The 15,524-nt window shown below is 67.8% G+C and carries 17 protein-coding genes and 1 tRNA gene; 13 read left to right on the forward strand and 5 right to left on the reverse strand.

Annotated elements, in window-relative coordinates; genetic code table 11:
• Window positions 1–77: 77 nt before the first annotated feature.
• Genes EU805_RS08945 through EU805_RS08960 form a run of 4 tightly spaced genes read left to right on the forward strand, consistent with a single transcriptional unit; the run spans window position 78 to window position 4,612 of the window.
• Window positions 78–446 (forward strand): response regulator transcription factor, encoded by a 369-nt coding sequence (locus EU805_RS08945; protein ID WP_129763619.1) that lies wholly within the window; start codon window positions 78–80, stop codon window positions 444–446.
• A complete protein-coding gene (locus tag EU805_RS08950) occupies window positions 443–853 on the forward strand; it encodes a hypothetical protein (RefSeq protein ID WP_242494100.1) in 411 nt (136 codons plus the stop codon). The genes EU805_RS08945 and EU805_RS08950 overlap by 4 nt, the downstream gene beginning before the upstream one ends.
• Window positions 850–3,561 carry an ATP-binding protein gene (locus tag EU805_RS08955; RefSeq protein WP_129763620.1) on the forward strand — a complete coding sequence of 904 codons (2,712 nt, stop codon included), beginning with the start codon at window positions 850–852 and terminating at the stop codon, window positions 3,559–3,561. Before EU805_RS08950 ends, EU805_RS08955 begins: the two co-directional genes overlap by 4 nt.
• Before the next feature lie 49 nt (window positions 3,562–3,610).
• On the forward strand, window positions 3,611–4,612 hold the full coding sequence (locus EU805_RS08960) for a FliM/FliN family flagellar motor switch protein (RefSeq protein ID WP_129763621.1): 1,002 nt from the start codon (window positions 3,611–3,613) through the stop codon (window positions 4,610–4,612).
• Window positions 4,613–4,676: 64 nt separating this feature from the next.
• Here EU805_RS08960 and EU805_RS08965 read toward each other — a convergent pair whose 3' ends face one another.
• A complete protein-coding gene (locus EU805_RS08965; protein WP_129763622.1) occupies window positions 4,677–5,090 on the reverse strand; it encodes a TIGR01244 family sulfur transferase in 414 nt (137 codons plus the stop codon).
• Window positions 5,091–5,334: 244 nt separating this feature from the next.
• A complete protein-coding gene (locus tag EU805_RS08970) occupies window positions 5,335–6,585 on the reverse strand; it encodes a sodium:proton antiporter (RefSeq protein WP_129763623.1) in 1,251 nt (416 codons plus the stop codon).
• Between the two features lie 353 nt (window positions 6,586–6,938).
• On the opposite strand from EU805_RS08970, the gene EU805_RS08975 reads away from it, so the two are divergent.
• The 3 genes from EU805_RS08975 to EU805_RS08985 all read left to right on the forward strand — a co-directional run bounded on the left by EU805_RS08975 (window position 6,939) and on the right by EU805_RS08985 (window position 8,964).
• The gene (locus EU805_RS08975; protein ID WP_129763624.1) at window positions 6,939–7,289 is read left to right on the forward strand and encodes a hypothetical protein; all 351 of its coding nucleotides are present in this window, start codon (window positions 6,939–6,941) and stop codon (window positions 7,287–7,289) included.
• A 92-nt stretch (window positions 7,290–7,381) separates the two neighbouring features.
• The gene (locus tag EU805_RS08980) at window positions 7,382–8,365 is read left to right on the forward strand and encodes a DUF1775 domain-containing protein (protein ID WP_129763625.1); all 984 of its coding nucleotides are present in this window, start codon (window positions 7,382–7,384) and stop codon (window positions 8,363–8,365) included.
• A complete protein-coding gene (locus EU805_RS08985) occupies window positions 8,365–8,964 on the forward strand; it encodes an SCO family protein (protein WP_129763626.1) in 600 nt (199 codons plus the stop codon). Before EU805_RS08980 ends, EU805_RS08985 begins: the two co-directional genes overlap by 1 nt.
• Window positions 8,965–9,020: 56 nt before the next feature.
• On the opposite strand, the gene EU805_RS08990 is transcribed toward EU805_RS08985, so the two are convergent.
• The 3 genes from EU805_RS08990 to EU805_RS09000 all read right to left on the reverse strand — a co-directional run bounded on the left by EU805_RS08990 (window position 9,021) and on the right by EU805_RS09000 (window position 11,165).
• The gene (locus EU805_RS08990) at window positions 9,021–10,349 is read right to left on the reverse strand and encodes an AarF/ABC1/UbiB kinase family protein (protein ID WP_242494101.1); all 1,329 of its coding nucleotides are present in this window, start codon (window positions 10,347–10,349) and stop codon (window positions 9,021–9,023) included.
• Window positions 10,346–10,819 (reverse strand): DUF427 domain-containing protein, encoded by a 474-nt coding sequence (locus tag EU805_RS08995; RefSeq protein ID WP_129763627.1) that lies wholly within the window; start codon window positions 10,817–10,819, stop codon window positions 10,346–10,348. Before EU805_RS08995 ends, EU805_RS08990 begins: the two co-directional genes overlap by 4 nt.
• Window positions 10,820–11,090: 271 nt before the next feature.
• Window positions 11,091–11,165 (reverse strand) — tRNA-Thr (locus tag EU805_RS09000).
• 85 nt (window positions 11,166–11,250) lie between these two features.
• Between EU805_RS09000 and EU805_RS17435 the strand changes: the two genes are divergently transcribed.
• The 6 genes from EU805_RS17435 to EU805_RS09025 all read left to right on the forward strand — a co-directional run bounded on the left by EU805_RS17435 (window position 11,251) and on the right by EU805_RS09025 (window position 15,515).
• Window positions 11,251–11,397, forward strand: coding sequence for a hypothetical protein (locus tag EU805_RS17435; RefSeq protein ID WP_165351920.1), 147 nt, complete (start codon window positions 11,251–11,253; stop codon window positions 11,395–11,397).
• Window positions 11,398–11,469: 72 nt separating this feature from the next.
• Window positions 11,470–12,738: a UDP-N-acetylglucosamine 1-carboxyvinyltransferase gene (gene murA, locus EU805_RS09005; RefSeq protein ID WP_129763628.1), complete on the forward strand. Its 1,269-nt coding sequence runs from the start codon at window positions 11,470–11,472 to the stop codon at window positions 12,736–12,738.
• Complete coding sequence (locus EU805_RS09010) at window positions 12,735–13,199, forward strand: DUF2948 family protein (protein WP_129763629.1); 465 nt, start codon at window positions 12,735–12,737, stop codon at window positions 13,197–13,199. The genes murA and EU805_RS09010 overlap by 4 nt, the downstream gene beginning before the upstream one ends.
• Window positions 13,200–13,271: 72 nt before the next feature.
• A complete protein-coding gene (hisD, locus tag EU805_RS09015; RefSeq protein WP_129763630.1) occupies window positions 13,272–14,573 on the forward strand; it encodes a histidinol dehydrogenase in 1,302 nt (433 codons plus the stop codon).
• On the forward strand, window positions 14,570–15,049 hold the full coding sequence (locus EU805_RS09020; protein WP_129763631.1) for a UPF0262 family protein: 480 nt from the start codon (window positions 14,570–14,572) through the stop codon (window positions 15,047–15,049). Before hisD ends, EU805_RS09020 begins: the two co-directional genes overlap by 4 nt.
• Window positions 15,042–15,515 carry a low molecular weight phosphatase family protein gene (locus tag EU805_RS09025; RefSeq protein ID WP_255465876.1) on the forward strand — a complete coding sequence of 158 codons (474 nt, stop codon included), beginning with the start codon at window positions 15,042–15,044 and terminating at the stop codon, window positions 15,513–15,515. Before EU805_RS09020 ends, EU805_RS09025 begins: the two co-directional genes overlap by 8 nt.
• The last annotated feature ends 9 nt before the right edge of the window (window positions 15,516–15,524 follow it).

The following is a 15,524-nucleotide window of genomic DNA, read 5'->3' on the forward strand; positions in this document are numbered from 1 at the left end:
TGGGCAATAAATTGCCTACACCGCATCCGGGAGGGGGGCGGCGATCCAATCGTGACATCGCCTGGAAAGGGACGCCGGTGGCCAAGCGCATCCTGCTGATCGAGGACGAGCCCAATATCGTCGAGGCGCTCAGCTTCATTCTGTCGCGCGACGGGTTCACCGTGCACATCCACGAGGACGGTGAGACCGCGCTGGGCCGGATCACGGCCGGGGCACCGGACATGATCATCCTCGATGCGATGCTGCCCGGTCGGTCGGGCTTCGACATCCTGCGCGACCTGCGCGCCGACAGTGCCACGCGCGATCTGCCGGTGATGATGCTGACCGCGCGCGGCCAGGCCAAGGACCGGCAGATGGCCGAGGATCTGGGCGTCGATCACTTCATGACGAAGCCCTTCGCCAACGAGGAGGTCCTGGCCCAGGTGCACGCGCTGATCGGCTCATGACGCCTGCAGATCGCCCCTCAGGACTCGATCCGGCCCGCGCGGTCGAAAACGACGGGGCAGCCGCGCGGGGGGAGAGGCCCTCTTTCGACCATCTCGGCCTGCGTGATCCGAACGATGGACCCCGGCCGCGCGGTCCGGGCGCCGCGGCACCGCTGTTTCTGGCCCGCAACCGCTACCGCGCCCGCCGCCTGCGGGACGTGGCGCGGCTCATGCCGGTGCTGGCCGCCCTTGTCTGGCTCTTTCCGCTGCTCTGGCGCGGGGATCTGCCCGGGATGGGCGGCACCGCGCGTTCGGCGGTCTTCCTCTTCGCCGGCTGGGCCGTGTTGATCGTGGGGACGGTCCTGCTGTCGCGGCGGATCGAGCTTTCCGATCCGGCAGAGGCCACGCCCACGGACCCGCCCGCCTGATGTCGTTCAACGCGCTGATCCTGGCGGCGCTGGTCTATGTCGCGTTCCTGTTCAGCATCGCCTTCCTGGCCGAGCGACAGGCGCGGCGCGGGCGGGACCGCTGGCTGCGGCTGCCGCTGGTCTATACGCTGTCGCTGTCGATCTACTGCACGGCCTGGACGTTCTACGGGGCCGTGGGCTACGCGGCCCGGTCGGGGCTTGAGTACGTGACGATCTACCTTGGCCCGACGCTGGTGATGGTTGGCTGGTGGACCATCCTGCGCAAGCTGGTGCGGATCGGCAGGACGCAGGGGATCACCTCGATCGCGGACCTGATTTCCTCCCGGTTCGGCAAGTCGACGACGCTGGGCATGATCGTCACCGTGATGGCCGTGGTGGCGGCCACACCCTATATCGCCCTGCAGTTGCAGTCGGTGGTGCTGAGCGTCGAGGTCTTCGCCCGCGTCGGCGGCTCCGACTGGGGGCCGCAGGACCTGCGGATCGCGGCGATCTTCGTGGCGGTGGGATTGGCCGTCTTCACGATTCTCTTCGGCACCCGACACGTCGACGCGGGCGAGCGCCACAACGGGATCGTCATCGCCATCGCGGTCGAGGCGGTCGTGAAACTGGTGGCGCTGCTGGCCGTGGGCCTCTTCGTGGTCTGGGGGCTTTCCGACGGCCCGACCGCCATCCTGCAAGAGATCGACGCCTCCCGCATCGGGACCTGGTCCCAGCCGGGGGGGCGCTGGGTGGGGCTGATCTTCCTCTCCGCCGCGGCCTTCCTGTGCCTGCCGCGCATGTTCCAGGTGCTGGTGGTCGAGAACGCGGACGAGGCGCATCTGAAGACCGCATCCTGGGCCTTTCCGCTCTACATGCTGCTGATGAGCCTGTTCGTCCTGCCCATCGCGGTGGTCGGGTTGCGGCTGATGCCGGAGGGCGCCAACCCCGATCTCTTCGTCCTTACGCTGCCGCTCGCGCAGGACCGGCAGGGGCTGGCGGTGCTGGCGTTCCTCGGGGGGTTTTCCTCTGCCACGTCGATGGTGATCGTGGCGACCATCGCACTGGCCACGATGGTCTCGAACCACGTGGTCCTGCCGGTCTGGATGCGCAGCCGCGGGCCCGAGCGGGCGACTATGTCGGGCGACGTGCGCTGGGTCGCGGTCCTGACGCGGCGTCTGGCCATCGTCGGGACGCTGGCGCTGGGGTGGCTCTACTACAGCCTTTCCGGGGGTGGGGCCGCGCTTGCGGCGATCGGGTTGGTGTCGTTCTCCGGCGTGGTGCAGGTGCTGCCGGTGCTGCTCGGCGGGATCTTCTGGCGCGGGGCGACCCGGACCGGCGCGATCCTGGGGCTGACCCTGGGCGGGGCGCTTTGGGTCTGGACGCTGTTCCTGCCCAGTTTCGGCGAGGGGGCCATCCTGTCCGCCCGGATTTTGGCCGAAGGCCCATGGGGCATCGGGGCGCTCAGACCGCAGGCCTTGCTGGGTATCGAGGGGATCGATCCGCTGCTGCACGGGCTGCTGTGGTCGCTGCTGGTCAATACCGGCGCGTTCATCGCAGGCTCGGTGCTGAGCTTTCCCGCCCCGCTGGAACGCTTGCAGGGGGCGCAGTTCGTCAACGTCTTCGAAGGGGCGACCTCCGGTCAGGCATGGAAGCGCTCGGTCGCCACGGCCGAGGATCTGTTGATCCTGTCGCAGCGCATCATCGGGGCGCAGCAGTCGCAGGCCATGTTCCAGCGCGCGGCCCGGGCGCAGGGCAAGACCGATCTTCTGCCGGACGTCACCCCCGCCTTCCTCGAAGGGCTGGAACGCACGCTCGCGGGCTCCGTCGGGGCGGCGACGGCCCATGCGATGATCGCGCAGCTGGCACAGGGCACCAGCGTCACGGTGGACGATTTGTTTGCGCTGGCCGACGAGACGGCGCAAATCCTCGAATACTCGGGCCGGCTGGAGGCGAAGAGCGCCGAACAGGAACGCACGGCACTCGCCCTGCGCGAGGCGAACGAAAAACTGGTTGCCCTGTCCGCCCAGAAGGATGCCTTCCTCAGCCAGGTCAGCCACGAGTTGCGCACGCCGATGACCTCGATCCGGGCGTTCTCGGGGATCCTGACGCAGCACGGGCTGAACCCGGAGGAGACCGCGCGCATGGCCGGCATCATCAACGCCGAGGCGCTGCGGCTCACGCGCCTGCTGGACGATCTGCTCGATCTGTCGGTGCTGGAGGCGGGACAGGTCAGCCTGCAGGTCCAGGACGGGCAGCTGGGTGCCGTGCTCGACCGGGCGATCGCGGCGGCGGGCGCGGGGGCGCAGGCCCTCGACCTCGACCGTGTGCCCGAGGAGGAGGCGATTGCCGTCTCGACGGACCTCGACCGCCTGGCGCAGGTGTTCATCAACCTCGTGTCGAATGCCGCGAAGTATTGCGATGCCACGCGTCCCCGGCTGACGATCCGGGTCACCCGCTCCGGCGATTGGGTCCAGGTCGATTTCACGGACAACGGCTCCGGCATCGCGCGGCAGGACGCGGCGGTCATCTTCGAGAAGTTCTCGCGCCTGACCGATTCCGCGCGGGCCGGGGGGGCCGGGCTGGGACTCGCGATCTGCCGCGAGTTGATGACCCGCATGGGCGGACAGATCGACTATGTCGATGCCGGACCGGGGGCGACGTTCCGCGTGAAACTGCCGCAAAGGTCACCTCTCGCGGGCACGACATCTCGCGTCTTCACCGCGCGCTAACGTATTTGCGCGACTGTCCGCGCATCACAGGCCGAAATCAGGACAGCAGATGACACCCCAGGTTATCGACCGCTTGGTGCGGCGTCCCGCAAAGGACCCGCAGGACCCACCGTTGAGCGCGCCCCGTGCGGTCGGCATTTCCGTCGCGCGCGCGGCCCAGCAGGCGCTGGGCCTGAGCGTGCGAGTCGGCGCCATCGCCGAGGAGGACGGCGATCTCGACGCGCTCGTGGACGGGCTCGATGACGCGCTTCTGATCCTGTCCATCGCGCGGGCCGACGGCGGGACCGGCATGATGGCCTGCAATGCCGACCTGGTCGCCGCGGCGCTGGAGGCGCTGACGACCGGCCGCATCGGGGCCGCGCCGCAGCCGGCGCGGGCGGTGACCAACACGGATGCCCTGCTGATCCGGCCCTGGTTCACGCAGATCCTGGAGGACCTCGCGCAGACCTGCGACGGTTCGGAGATGGAAGGATGGTCGGCGGCCTGCACGGTCGGCGCACGCTACGAGACGGTCCGTGCGGTGGAGTTCGCATTGCAGGATTGTACCTACCGCATCCTGCGGATCGAGATCTCGGACGGGACGGAAAGCCGCCGGCCGGAGCTGATCGTCGCCCTGCCGCGCAAGGATGCCACGGTCCGCGACACGCCTCAGGACGACACGGACAACTGGGCGACGTGCCTGTCGGACTGCGTCATGGGTGCACCGCTCGCCCTGGACGCGGTGCTGGGGCAGGTAAGGATGAGTCTTGCGCAATTGACCGGCCTGGAGGTGGGGGACAGTGTCCCGCTGACGGTGAAAGGTCTCGACGGGATCGCTCTGACGGCCTCCGACGGATTCGTGGTCGCACGCGGGCGCCTGGGTCAGCTCGACGGGCGCATCGCGGTGCGGGTGGATCTGGAAGAAGAACACCTAGAGCGGGACATGGACGCCTATCCGCGACCCGGCGCCCATCGGATCACGACGGTGGAACAAGAGTTGCAGAGCGAGGCCGAAGCGCCTTCCCTCGCGGAAGAAGAGTTCGTACCTCAGGCGTTCGCGCAAGAGGCGTGAGACGGATCATCCTCCATCGGTCACATGACCCGAGGCCCGGGTCACGCCCGCGCCGCAGGCTTGGTCAGGACAGGGTTTCCAGTTGCGGCCGCATACCGGACAGATCGTAGCCCGCCTTGGCCGCGGTCTCGATGATCTCGTCCACCGGCATCCGTCCAGCCTGGCCCATCGCCCAGACGATGGTCGATCGTGTGCCGGAAGCGCAGTAGGCCAACGTCTTGCCGTTCTGCGCCGCGGCGCTTTGCGCGTCGACCATGTCCATGTTCAGACCCTGGTGCGTGACCGGGTTGTCGACGAAGGTCAGCCCTTCCGCCTCGACCGCCGCGCGCATGGCGTCGGACCGGACGGCGGGCGGCACTTCGGCGTCGGGGCGGTTGCAGATCACGGTCTCGAACCCCTGCGCCTTGATCTCCGCCGCGTCGGCAGGGTCGATCTGGGGGGAGACGGAATAGGCGGGGGTGAGGGTGCGAATGTCCATGATGCAGGCGTAGCGCGCGCCGCGCTTCGGGTCCAGAGTGCAGTTACAGCGAAAGGGAGCGCGACCGGAGCCGCAAACGCCGGGCTTTCAGACGCCGCGATCCTTTAGCGGTGGCCCTTCGTTCGATCACGGGACCACCGTGCCTCTTGTCACACGGATTGCGGAAGGCAGAGCTTCGAACCCGTTTCCATGCTCCATGCGAAATCCATCCGGCGCATCGGGATCCCTGTTCCCCGCCTTGCCGTCATTCCGCCCGGTCCTTTCGGCCGGTCATCGCGATACCGGCGGTGAACCCGTGTCCGATCGTCGACAGCAGGATCGTGAACCCCACCAGCGCCCAAAGCGCCTCGACATCCCAGAAGTCGACGTGGCCCACGGCGTAGGCCAGATAGTAGATCGAGCCTACGCCGCGCACGCCGTAGAAGGCGACCACCCAGCGGTCCTGCCTTCCCAGGTCGGACCTGGCCAGGGACAGCCACCCCACCAAGGGCCGCAGGACGAGGATGAGCACCAGTGCGATCGCGGCATTGGCGAGCGTGAGCCCCTCCAGCAGTTGCGGCATGACCGCGCCCAGCGCGAAGAGGAGGCCTGCGGTCAGCGCGTGCTCGATCGATTCGGTGAAATCGTGAAGCTGGCGGTGGAAGTCGTGGTCCGCTTCGACACGGCGCAGCGTGATCCCGGCGACAGCCACGGCGATGAAACCGTAGCCCTCGACCAGTTCCGTCGACCCGTAGCACAACAAGACCCCCGCCACGGCCACCACGCCCGAGGCGGTGTCGGCCAACACGGCCTTGCGCGGCACGTAGAACAGCACCTGTCCCATGATCCAGCCGCCCGCGGCCCCCATCGCGGCACCGACGGCGATGCGCCAGGCGACGTCGCGGGCCAGCCACTCGAGCGCCCAACTGCCCGGCGACAGCCCCTCCACCGCGACAAGCAGGCCGAGGTAGACGAAGGGAAAGGCAAGCCCGTCGTTCAGGGCCGCCTCGGTGGTGAGCGCGAAGCGGACCGGGTGTTCCCCGCCTTCGAGCGGCGGGCCCACCTGCACGTCGCCTGCCAGAACGGGATCGGTCGGTGACATGACCGCGCCAAGCAGGATCGCCCCCGCGGCGGTCATCCCCGCCAGCGTGTACCCCAAGAGGGCGACGACGATGATCGTGAGCGGCATGGCGACAGCAAGAAGGCGGATCGTCGGCCCCCAGCGCGCCATGCGCGACAGGTTGTCGATCCGCAACCCGGTCGCGAAGAGGGCGATGATGACCGTCAGTTCGGCGACGACCTCCCACATGTAGGGGTTTTCACGCGGGTCCGGTATCGCCGGCAGACCCGGCACGATTGCGAAAATGGCCATCCCCAGCAGGATCAGCAGGCCCGAAGCAGCCGGTTCGTGGCGGCTGACGAAGCGGGGCAGCCAATAGGCCAGGATCACGGCCGCCCCGATCGCGGTCAGTCCCACGTGATAAGGGTAGAGGCCGAAAAAGGGCGCGTCGTTCATGTCGAATCGTCTTTCCGCGAAGTCAAAGTGCGCCCGGGTGGTCCCGACGATAGCTGCCCTGCACCGAACCAGTACCAAGGGGCCTGTGCCAATGGTTGGGTGCGTGAAGGCTCGAGCTTTTCGGCAATCGCGACAGGACGCCGGCAAGCCTGGATCGTGATGAAGGTCTTGTCGGTTCCTGCATGCAAACCAAAATGCCGTGACAGCCGTTTCGGTTCCGCGCGCGATCACGGTGCACTTCCAATCAAGGCCGCAGCCGAACGCAGAAACAGCACGGGTGGGATTGATCCGCCTCGAACGGTTTTCCTCGGATCGACCATTCCGCGTGATCCTAAGTTCAATTATGGAACGGCATGCTTGCGCCTTTGGCCCGTTTCCTGATCATGTCCCTCGCCGCCGCCTGTCTCGTGGCGCTCAGCGTGGTGTCGGCGTCCGGCATGGCGCCCGATCGCGAAACGATTCAGCAGCAGAACCTGGCGCGCGCGCTCGGGGTCGGCTTCGAGGATTTCTGCGGGGGCGGTCAATCGAACGGAACCGATTGTCCGTTCTGTCACAAGCTGCCGGAACCGCCGGCCCCGTCGGCCCCGCTGGTCGAACGCCAGCTTGCCTACCGGATTCCGCCAAACTTCCGGGACGATCTGATCATCGGCCCGCGGCAGCTCCAGTTCGACGCGCCGCCGCGCGCACCACCAGTCACCGTCTGATCTTCCAAAGTCGACGCCTGTCCGGACGACCGGACCGGCCCCTGCAGGCGCCCGAATCCCGGGACGTCCTGAGATTCCTCACGGAGACAGACATGCTTATCAAGACCAACCTGACCGCTCTGGCGGCCGTTCTCGCGCTGACCGGAGCCGCCAGCGCCCATGCAACGCTCGAGCAGGACACCGCCGTCGTCGGTGCCAGCACGAAGATCACCCTGCGCGTGCCGCACGGCTGCGATGGTGAAGCCACCAACACCGTCCGGATCGAGATCCCCGACGGCTTCTACGCCGTGAAACCCATGCCGAAGGCCGGATGGGACCTGACCACCGAAACCGGTCCCTACGCGGAACCCTTCGACAACCACGGCAGGGAAATGACCGAATGTGTCCGTGCCGTGATCTGGTCGAATGGCGATCTGGCCGACGATCATTACGACGAGTTCACCCTGCGCGGCTCGGTCGGACCGGACATGACAGCGGGAGAGGCCATGTTCTTCCCCGCCGTCCAGACCTGCGCCAACGGCACCGCGGATTGGACCGATACCAGCGGATCCAACGATGTCCCGAACCCCGCGCCCAAGCTCGACCTGGTGGCGGGCAATGCCGCTCAGGATCACGCGCATGGTCACGGTCACGGATCCCATGGTGAAGCCGCCGCGGAGGTCACGACACTTGGCGATCTGGAAATCGCGACACCTTTCGCGCGCGCGACATTGCCGAACCAGCCCGTGGCCGGCAGCTTCATGACGATCACCAACACCGGTGCTGCGGACGACGTGCTGATCGCCGTCAGCTCCCCTGCGGCGGGTCGGATGGAGGTCCACGAGATGGCGATGGACGGCGACGTGATGCGCATGCGCGAACTCGACGGCGGGCTTCCGATTCCGGCCGGTGAGACCGTCACGCTGGCGCCGGGCGGCTTTCACGTCATGTTCATGGATCTTGCCGGACCGCTCGTCGAAGGCGACAGCGTCGAGGTCACGCTGACGTTCGAGACGTCGGGCGACGTCAGCCTGACGGTCCCGGTCACGGGGATCGACGACGGCGCCATGGATCATTCCGGTCACGGAGGGCACTGATGACACCGATCCGCAAGATCGCACTTGCAGCTTGGGGAGGAGTCGCCGTCATGGCGCTCCTCTTGCTGGGCTGGATTTACGTGCTCGAACCACGGCTCAACCCGTCGGTGGCGGACACGTTCGGGCAGGGGGGCTACGACCTCGTCACGACGGACGGTGGCCGGTTCACGCAGGAGACGCTGAAGGGCGCACCCTCCGCCGTGTTCTTCGGCTTCACCCACTGCCCGGAGGTGTGCCCCACCACGCTCGGCGACATTGCCGGCTGGCAGGATGCGCTTTCACGGGACGGGACACCGCCCTTGCGCACCTTCTTCGTCACAGTCGATCCAGAGCGCGACACGTCGGAGCTGCTGGACGACTATGTCTCCTGGGTGCCGGGTGTCACGGGCGTGACCGGCGCACCGGATGAGATCGGCGAGGCAATCGAGGCGTTCCGCGTCTATGCGCGCAAGGTGCCGCTCGACGGGGGAGGATACACGATGGATCACTCGGCGATGGTCCTCCTCTTCGATGCCGAGGGCCGGCTCTTCGAACCGATCGGTTATCAGGAGGGGACCGACCGGGCGATCGGCAAGATCCGTCGTCTGCTGTCCAGCTAGGCGGGACCATATACCGCCGGGACGGTATCTGCGATCTGGCGCGTGGTTGGGGCAGATCACCCGAGGCTCTCACGGGCGTATCTCTCCACCACCGTCGCAAGGTCGACCCGTGCCCTCAGACGCGCGGCCAGAAGGTACATCCCGGCCACCTTGCGCTGGATGAGAAGCGCCGTCACCGGCGGGACGTGGGTGGCGGTGCGCTCGTCCCCCATCTCGAGCCCCATGTCGCGCAGGCGCCGTGGCAGATCGGAGGCGCCGAAATCGAAGGCGCCGGGGGTGCGGAGGGGCGTCATGGCAAGGTCGAACATCGACAGCACGGTCTCGCGCTGACGCGTGGAGAGACCGGGACCGATGAGGCCCGTCTCCTCCAGCGCGGCTTCGGCGGCGGTGCGGTCGCGGGACAGCCCGGCGTGCATCAAGCGGCGGAAGGCGGTCTGGACCTCTGGCGGAATATCCCGGACCGCGCCGAAATCGAGCAGCACGATCCGCCCGCCGTCCTCCACGAGGTAATTCGCGAAGTTCGGGTCGGTCTGCATCCGGCCCAGCACGAAGAGTTCGCGCAGCGTCAGATCGACGAGCCTACGGGCGGTCTCATCGCGCAGGTCCTGCGGCGCTGTGGTGCGCCGTTCGACAGGCGTGCCGGGGGCGAAGTCCATTGCAAGGACATTCGGGGTACACAGATCCGGGTGACGCGCGGGCACGCGGAACGCCGGATCGTCGCCCAGCATGGCGGCGAAGGCATCGAGGTTCCGCCCTTCGCGCGCGTAATCGGCCTCCTCGTGCAGTTGCGCGCGGGCGTCTGCCATCAAGGGCGCCAGGTCCATCCCCTTCGGTGCGGCGCCCGACCATTTGATCAGCCCCGCGATATTGGCGATATCGCTGTCGATACTCGCGCGCACGCCCGGATACTGGACCTTCAGCGCCAGGTCCCGTCCGTCCTTCGTGACGGCGCGGTGGACCTGCCCGATGGAGGCCGCCGCGATCGGTCGCACGTCGAACCGCCGGAAGCGTTGCAGCCAGTCGCGCCCCCATTCGGCGTTCAGCACCTCCCGCAGCTGGCGGGGCGGCATGGGATCGGCATCGCTGCGCAGCCGGTCGAGGAGGGTCGCGATCTCGGGCGGCAAGACCTCGCCCGCATCCATCGAGAGAAGCTGGCCGACCTTCATCGCGGCCCCGCGCATCTTGGCGAGCTCCCCCGCGATGCGCTGCGCGTTGGCCGGGGTGAGCAGAAGATCACGCGGATCCAACCCCTTGCCACCTGCGATCTGCTTCAGGCCGCCGTAGGCCGCGCGCCCCGCGATGCCGCCGGCGAGCCCCCCCAGCCGGGCCATGCGCGACAGGCGCCCCGCGGGCACCCGCACGCCGGGGCGGTCGGGATCCGTCACCACCCTTCGGTCCCCGGTGCGCCCTTGATCCGTCCGCGCAGGTTGGACGTGACCCAGCCGCCGTAGAAGTCCCCGGGTTGCGGAATGACGCGCGCGTCGCCCACGAAACAGGCCTCCATCCGGCCCGCGTAGAAGGCAAGGGTTCCGGCGATGTCCGCGAACGCGGGCGAGGGGGCGTCGTAGCTCCAGGCGGCACGGCGCGCGGACGTGCCGCCCGAGGTCACGTCGAAGTAGCGCGCGCGGCCTTTCCATTCGCAGAAACTGCCCCCCGCAACCGGGGTCAGCCGGGCCGCGACATCCTCGCGCGGAATATAGTAGGTCGGCGCGTGATGGGTTTCGAGCACGCGCAGCCCCCGGGTCGTGTCGGCCACGACGGCCCCGCCGAGGCGCACGAGGAGCCGCTGCGGCACCTGCTCGAGCCGCGGTGGGCGAGGGTAATCCTGGACGGTTTCGACGGGAAGTTCGCGCATGGCCTTCAGATAGGTCCCCGGCCGCCTCCGACAAAGGGACGGATGCGCGCAGGGGCGGGGAGATCCAAGGGGGCGGTCGCCGCTCGAGCACGCAACTCGATCCCGTTCGCCCGGAAGGTCGAGAAACGCGACGAGGATCGTCGTTCGAGTGAAGTTCGGCCCGATCCCTAGGGCGATGCACCTGCCGGCCCAAACCCGCATCATGACACCGTCAAAGCGAAGGTGAACCGCACGGGGCGGATGACGTACAAACCAAGCTGGGGAGGGCGGATGGTGCTGTGAGAGAGGATTGAACTCTCGACCTCACCCTTACCAAGGGTGTGCTCTACCACTGAGCTACCACAGCATCCGTGGGCGGGGAATTAGCGAAAGCTGCGACGGCGTGCAAGCCCCGACTGGACGGTTTTTCGCAAGCGCGGTAGAACCGGTCCGTGAGCGACAGAACCGACAAACCGAAGCGTCCCGCAGCCCCCGAAAGACGGGAGGACCGCCTGAAGGCGGCGCTGAAGGCCAACATGGCCAAGCGCAAGGCCCAGGCGCGGGCGCGGGCGGAAAAGCCACGGGACGACGATCGGTAGGGACGCTTGCTGGACGAAGGGCGCGCGGCGGGCTAGCAGGGTATCCGCAGGCAGCAAGAATAGGGCAGCACCATGGATTCCATCATCGTGTCGGGCGGCACGCCGTTGAACGGGGATATTCCGATCGCGGGTGCCAAGAACGCGGCACTTGCCCTGATGCCCGCGACCCTGCTCTCGGGCGCGCCGCTGACGCTGACCAACGTGCCGCGCCTGTCGGACATCAAGACGATGACGGCCTTGCTGGAATCGCTTGGGGTCGAGGTGACCTCGATGCAGGGCGGCAAGGTGCAGGTGCTGTCGAGCCACGCGATGACCTCGACCCGCGCCGACTACGAGATCGTGCGCAAGATGCGCGCCTCGAACCTGGTACTGGGACCGCTTCTGGCGCGGCACCACGAGGCGATCGTCTCTTTGCCCGGTGGCTGCGCCATCGGGGCGCGGCCGATGGATATCCATATCGATGCGCTGGAACTGATGGGCGCGCAGATCGAATTGCGCGACGGCTATTTGCACGCTGTGGCGCCGGGCGGCCTGAAGGGCGCGCGGGTGCCGCTGCGCTTCGCCTCCGTCGGTGCGACCGAGAACGTGGCTATGGCCGCCACGCTGGCGAAGGGCACCACCGTGATCGAGAACGCCGCCCGCGAGCCGGAGATCGTGGACCTCGTCCGTTGCCTGCGCGCGATGGGGGCGCAGATCGAGGGGGAGGGGACCTCGACCATCGAGATCCAGGGCGTCGAGGCGCTGGGCGCTGCAACCCATCCCGTGGTGACCGACCGAATCGAGTTGGGCACCTACATGCTGGCCCCCGTCTTCTGCGGCGGAGAGGTGACCTGTCTGGGCGGCACGCTGGATCTCGTCACCTCCTTCGTCGAGAAGCTGGACGCCGCCGGCGTCGACGTCTCGGAAAGCGATCGCGGATTGACGGTGAAGCTGCGCGGCGACCGGCCCCGGGCGGTCGATGTCGTGACCGAACCGTTTCCGGGATTTCCCACCGATCTGCAGGCGCAGATGATGGCGATGCTCTGCCTCGCCGACGGGACCAGCAAGCTGGAGGAACGGATCTTCGAGAACCGCTTCATGCACGCTCCGGAACTCGTGCGCATGGGTGCAAACATCGAGGTTCAGGGCGGCCAGGCGACGGTGCACGGGGTGGCGCGTCTGAAAGGCGCGCCGGTGATGGCCACGGACCTGCGCGCGAGTGTGTCGCTGATACTTGCAGGCCTCGCCGCCGAGGGGGAAACGCGGGTGAACCGGGTCTACCACCTTGATCGCGGGTATGAGCACGTGGAAGACAAGTTGAGCGCCGTGGGCGCACGGATCGAACGGGTACAGGAACGATGACGGACGCGCGGTTCGAAGACGGGGTCGACAAGCCCCTTCGCCTGATGGCTTGGGACGCGGAGGATCTGCAGGTGCTGGCCTCTTTGGCGCAGGACGCGGTCTTCCTGGCCTCCGACACCCGGTGGAACGCGAGCGACCGGCATTTCGCGGTCCTCCTCAACCGGGTCCGCTGGGAAGAGACGGCACCGCAGGGCACGCCCGAACGGGTGCGCGCCGTGCTGCTGATCGAGGACGTGACGGGCGTGCGGTCCCAGGGCGTGCAGAAGGGCGATCCCGACACCGTCCTATCGCTCCTGGACATCACCTTCGAGCCCGGCCCCGACGGGACCGGCGAGGTGGTGCTGACCCTGGCGGGCGACGGCCTGATCTCCTGCGCGGTGGAGACGCTGGGCGTGCGGCTGAAGGACGTGACGCAGCCCTATGGCGCGGTCTCGGGCCGGCGTCCCTCGCACCCGGACTGAACCAGCGGAGCGACTGCGCCGCGCGACATTTTTCGTCCGCCCCTGGCTGGCGGCAAGGCGATGGAGGGCGCGATGCCCGTTTTTCTGAACTACGATGACGCGGATTTCGAAGCGCGCTTCGCGGACCTGCTGGCCGCCAAGCGCGAGGATGCGCCGGACGTGGACGACGCCGCAGCCGCGATCATCGCGCGGGTCAGGGCCGAGGGCGATGCGGCGCTCATCGCGCTGACCCAGCAATACGACCGGCTTGCCCTCACCCCCGACACCTTGCGGATCGCTGTGGAAGAGATCGACGCGGCCTGTGCGCAGATCGACGCGGAGGACCGTGCGGCGCTCGAACTGGCCGCGAGCCGTATCTGGGCCTATCACGAACGGCAACTGCCGGGCGATGCCCGGTGGGAGGACGACACCGGGGCAACCTTGGGCTGGCGCTGGACGCCGGTGTCCTCGGCGGGTCTCTACGTGCCGGGGGGGACGGCGAGCTATCCGTCCTCGGTCCTGATGAACGCCGTGCCCGCAAAGGTGGCGGGGGTCGGGCGGCTGGCGATGGTCGTGCCCACGCCCGACGGCGTGCTCAACCCGTTGGTCCTGGCCGCCGCGCGGATCGCGGGCGTGGACGAGATCTACCGGATCGGTGGCGCCCAGGCCATCGCGGCCCTGGCCTACGGGACCGAAAGCATCGCCCCGGTCGACAAGATCACCGGCCCGGGCAACGCCTATGTCGCGGCCGCCAAGCGGCGCGTCTTCGGCAAGGTGGGCATCGACATGATCGCAGGCCCGTCCGAGATCCTGGTGATCGCCGATGCCGACAACGATCCGGACTGGATCGCGCTGGACCTGATGTCCCAGGCCGAGCACGACCGCAGCGCTCAGTCGATCCTGATCACCACCGACGCGGCCTTCGGTCAGGCGGTCGCGAAAGCCGTCGATGCGCGCCTCGAAACGCTGGACCGGCGGGACATCGCGGGCGACAGCTGGCGCGATTTCGGTGCGGTCATCACGGTGCCCGACCTTGACGTGGCGGTGGCGCTGTCGGACCGGATCGCGCCGGAGCACCTGGAGCTTTGCGTGGCAAAGGCTGAGTCGCTGTCGGACCGTATCACCCATGCCGGTGCCATCTTCATCGGCGGCTGGACGCCGGAGGCGATCGGCGATTACGTTGGTGGCCCTAACCATGTGCTGCCGACCGCGCGGTCGGCGCGCTTTTCCAGCGGGCTGTCGGTCATGGATTTCCTCAAGCGCACGACGCTCGCCCGGATGACGCCCGCCGCCTTGCGCGCGGTGGGCCCTGCCGCGGCGCGCCTCGCGGCGTCCGAAAGCCTCGAGGCGCATGGGCTGAGCGTTCTGGCGCGTCTCGATCGGTTGAACGAATGAGCCGCATCGCGGACATCAAGCTCGACGACCGGGGCCTTCCGCCGCCCACGGCGGAGATCGAGCAGGAGCGCCGCGTCGCGATCTTCGATCTGCTGGAGGACAACAGTTTCACGCTGCCCCCCCGCGACGGGCGCGACGTGCCGCCCGGTCCTTATGCGCTGGCGCTGTCGATCCGCGAGCGTCGCCTCGTCTTCGACGTGACCGACCCCGAACAGGGGGAGGCCGCGTCGTTCCATTTGTCGCTGGGGCCGTTCAGGCAGGTCGTGAAGGACTACTTCCAGATCTGCGAAAGCTACTTCACCGCCGTGAAGACCGCCGCACCTAGTCAGATCGAGACCATCGACATGGCCCGGCGCGGGATCCACAACGAAGGCGCGCGTGTGCTGCGCGAACGCCTGGACGGCAAGGCGGAGGTCGATATCGACACCGCCCGGCGGCTCTTTACCCTGATCTGCGTGCTGCATTTTGGTGGATGAGCCGACCCCGGCGGCCTTGCCGCAGTCGGTTCTGTTCTGCTGCGATCACAACGCGGTGCGCTCCCCGATGGCCGAGGGGATCATGAAGAAGCTCTACGGCACGCGAACTTACGTCCAGTCGGTCGGTGTCAACAACGACATGGAGATCGACGGCTTCGCCATCGCGGTCTGCGCGGAAATCGGGGTCGAGTTGCACCGCCACCGGTCCCGCAGTTTCGACGAGATGGAACAATGGGGCGACGACCTGTCGTCCTTCGATCTGGTGCTTGCGCTGTCGCCGGCCAGTCAGCGCCGGGCGCTGGACCTGACGCAGTTCTATCACCTCGATGTCGAGTACTGGCCACTTCTGGATCCGACCGGCATGGCGGACGCGCGCGAGACCAAGTTGCAGCTCTACCGCCAGACCCGCGACCAGATCGTGGCCCGCCTGACAGAGCGGTTCGGCCCTCCGAAAGATGCGCAGTAGGCCGCAATC

It is taken from the genome of Salipiger sp. IMCC34102 (genome assembly GCF_004145405.1).
In the GTDB taxonomy this organism is placed as follows: Bacteria; Pseudomonadota; Alphaproteobacteria; order Rhodobacterales; family Rhodobacteraceae; genus Loktanella.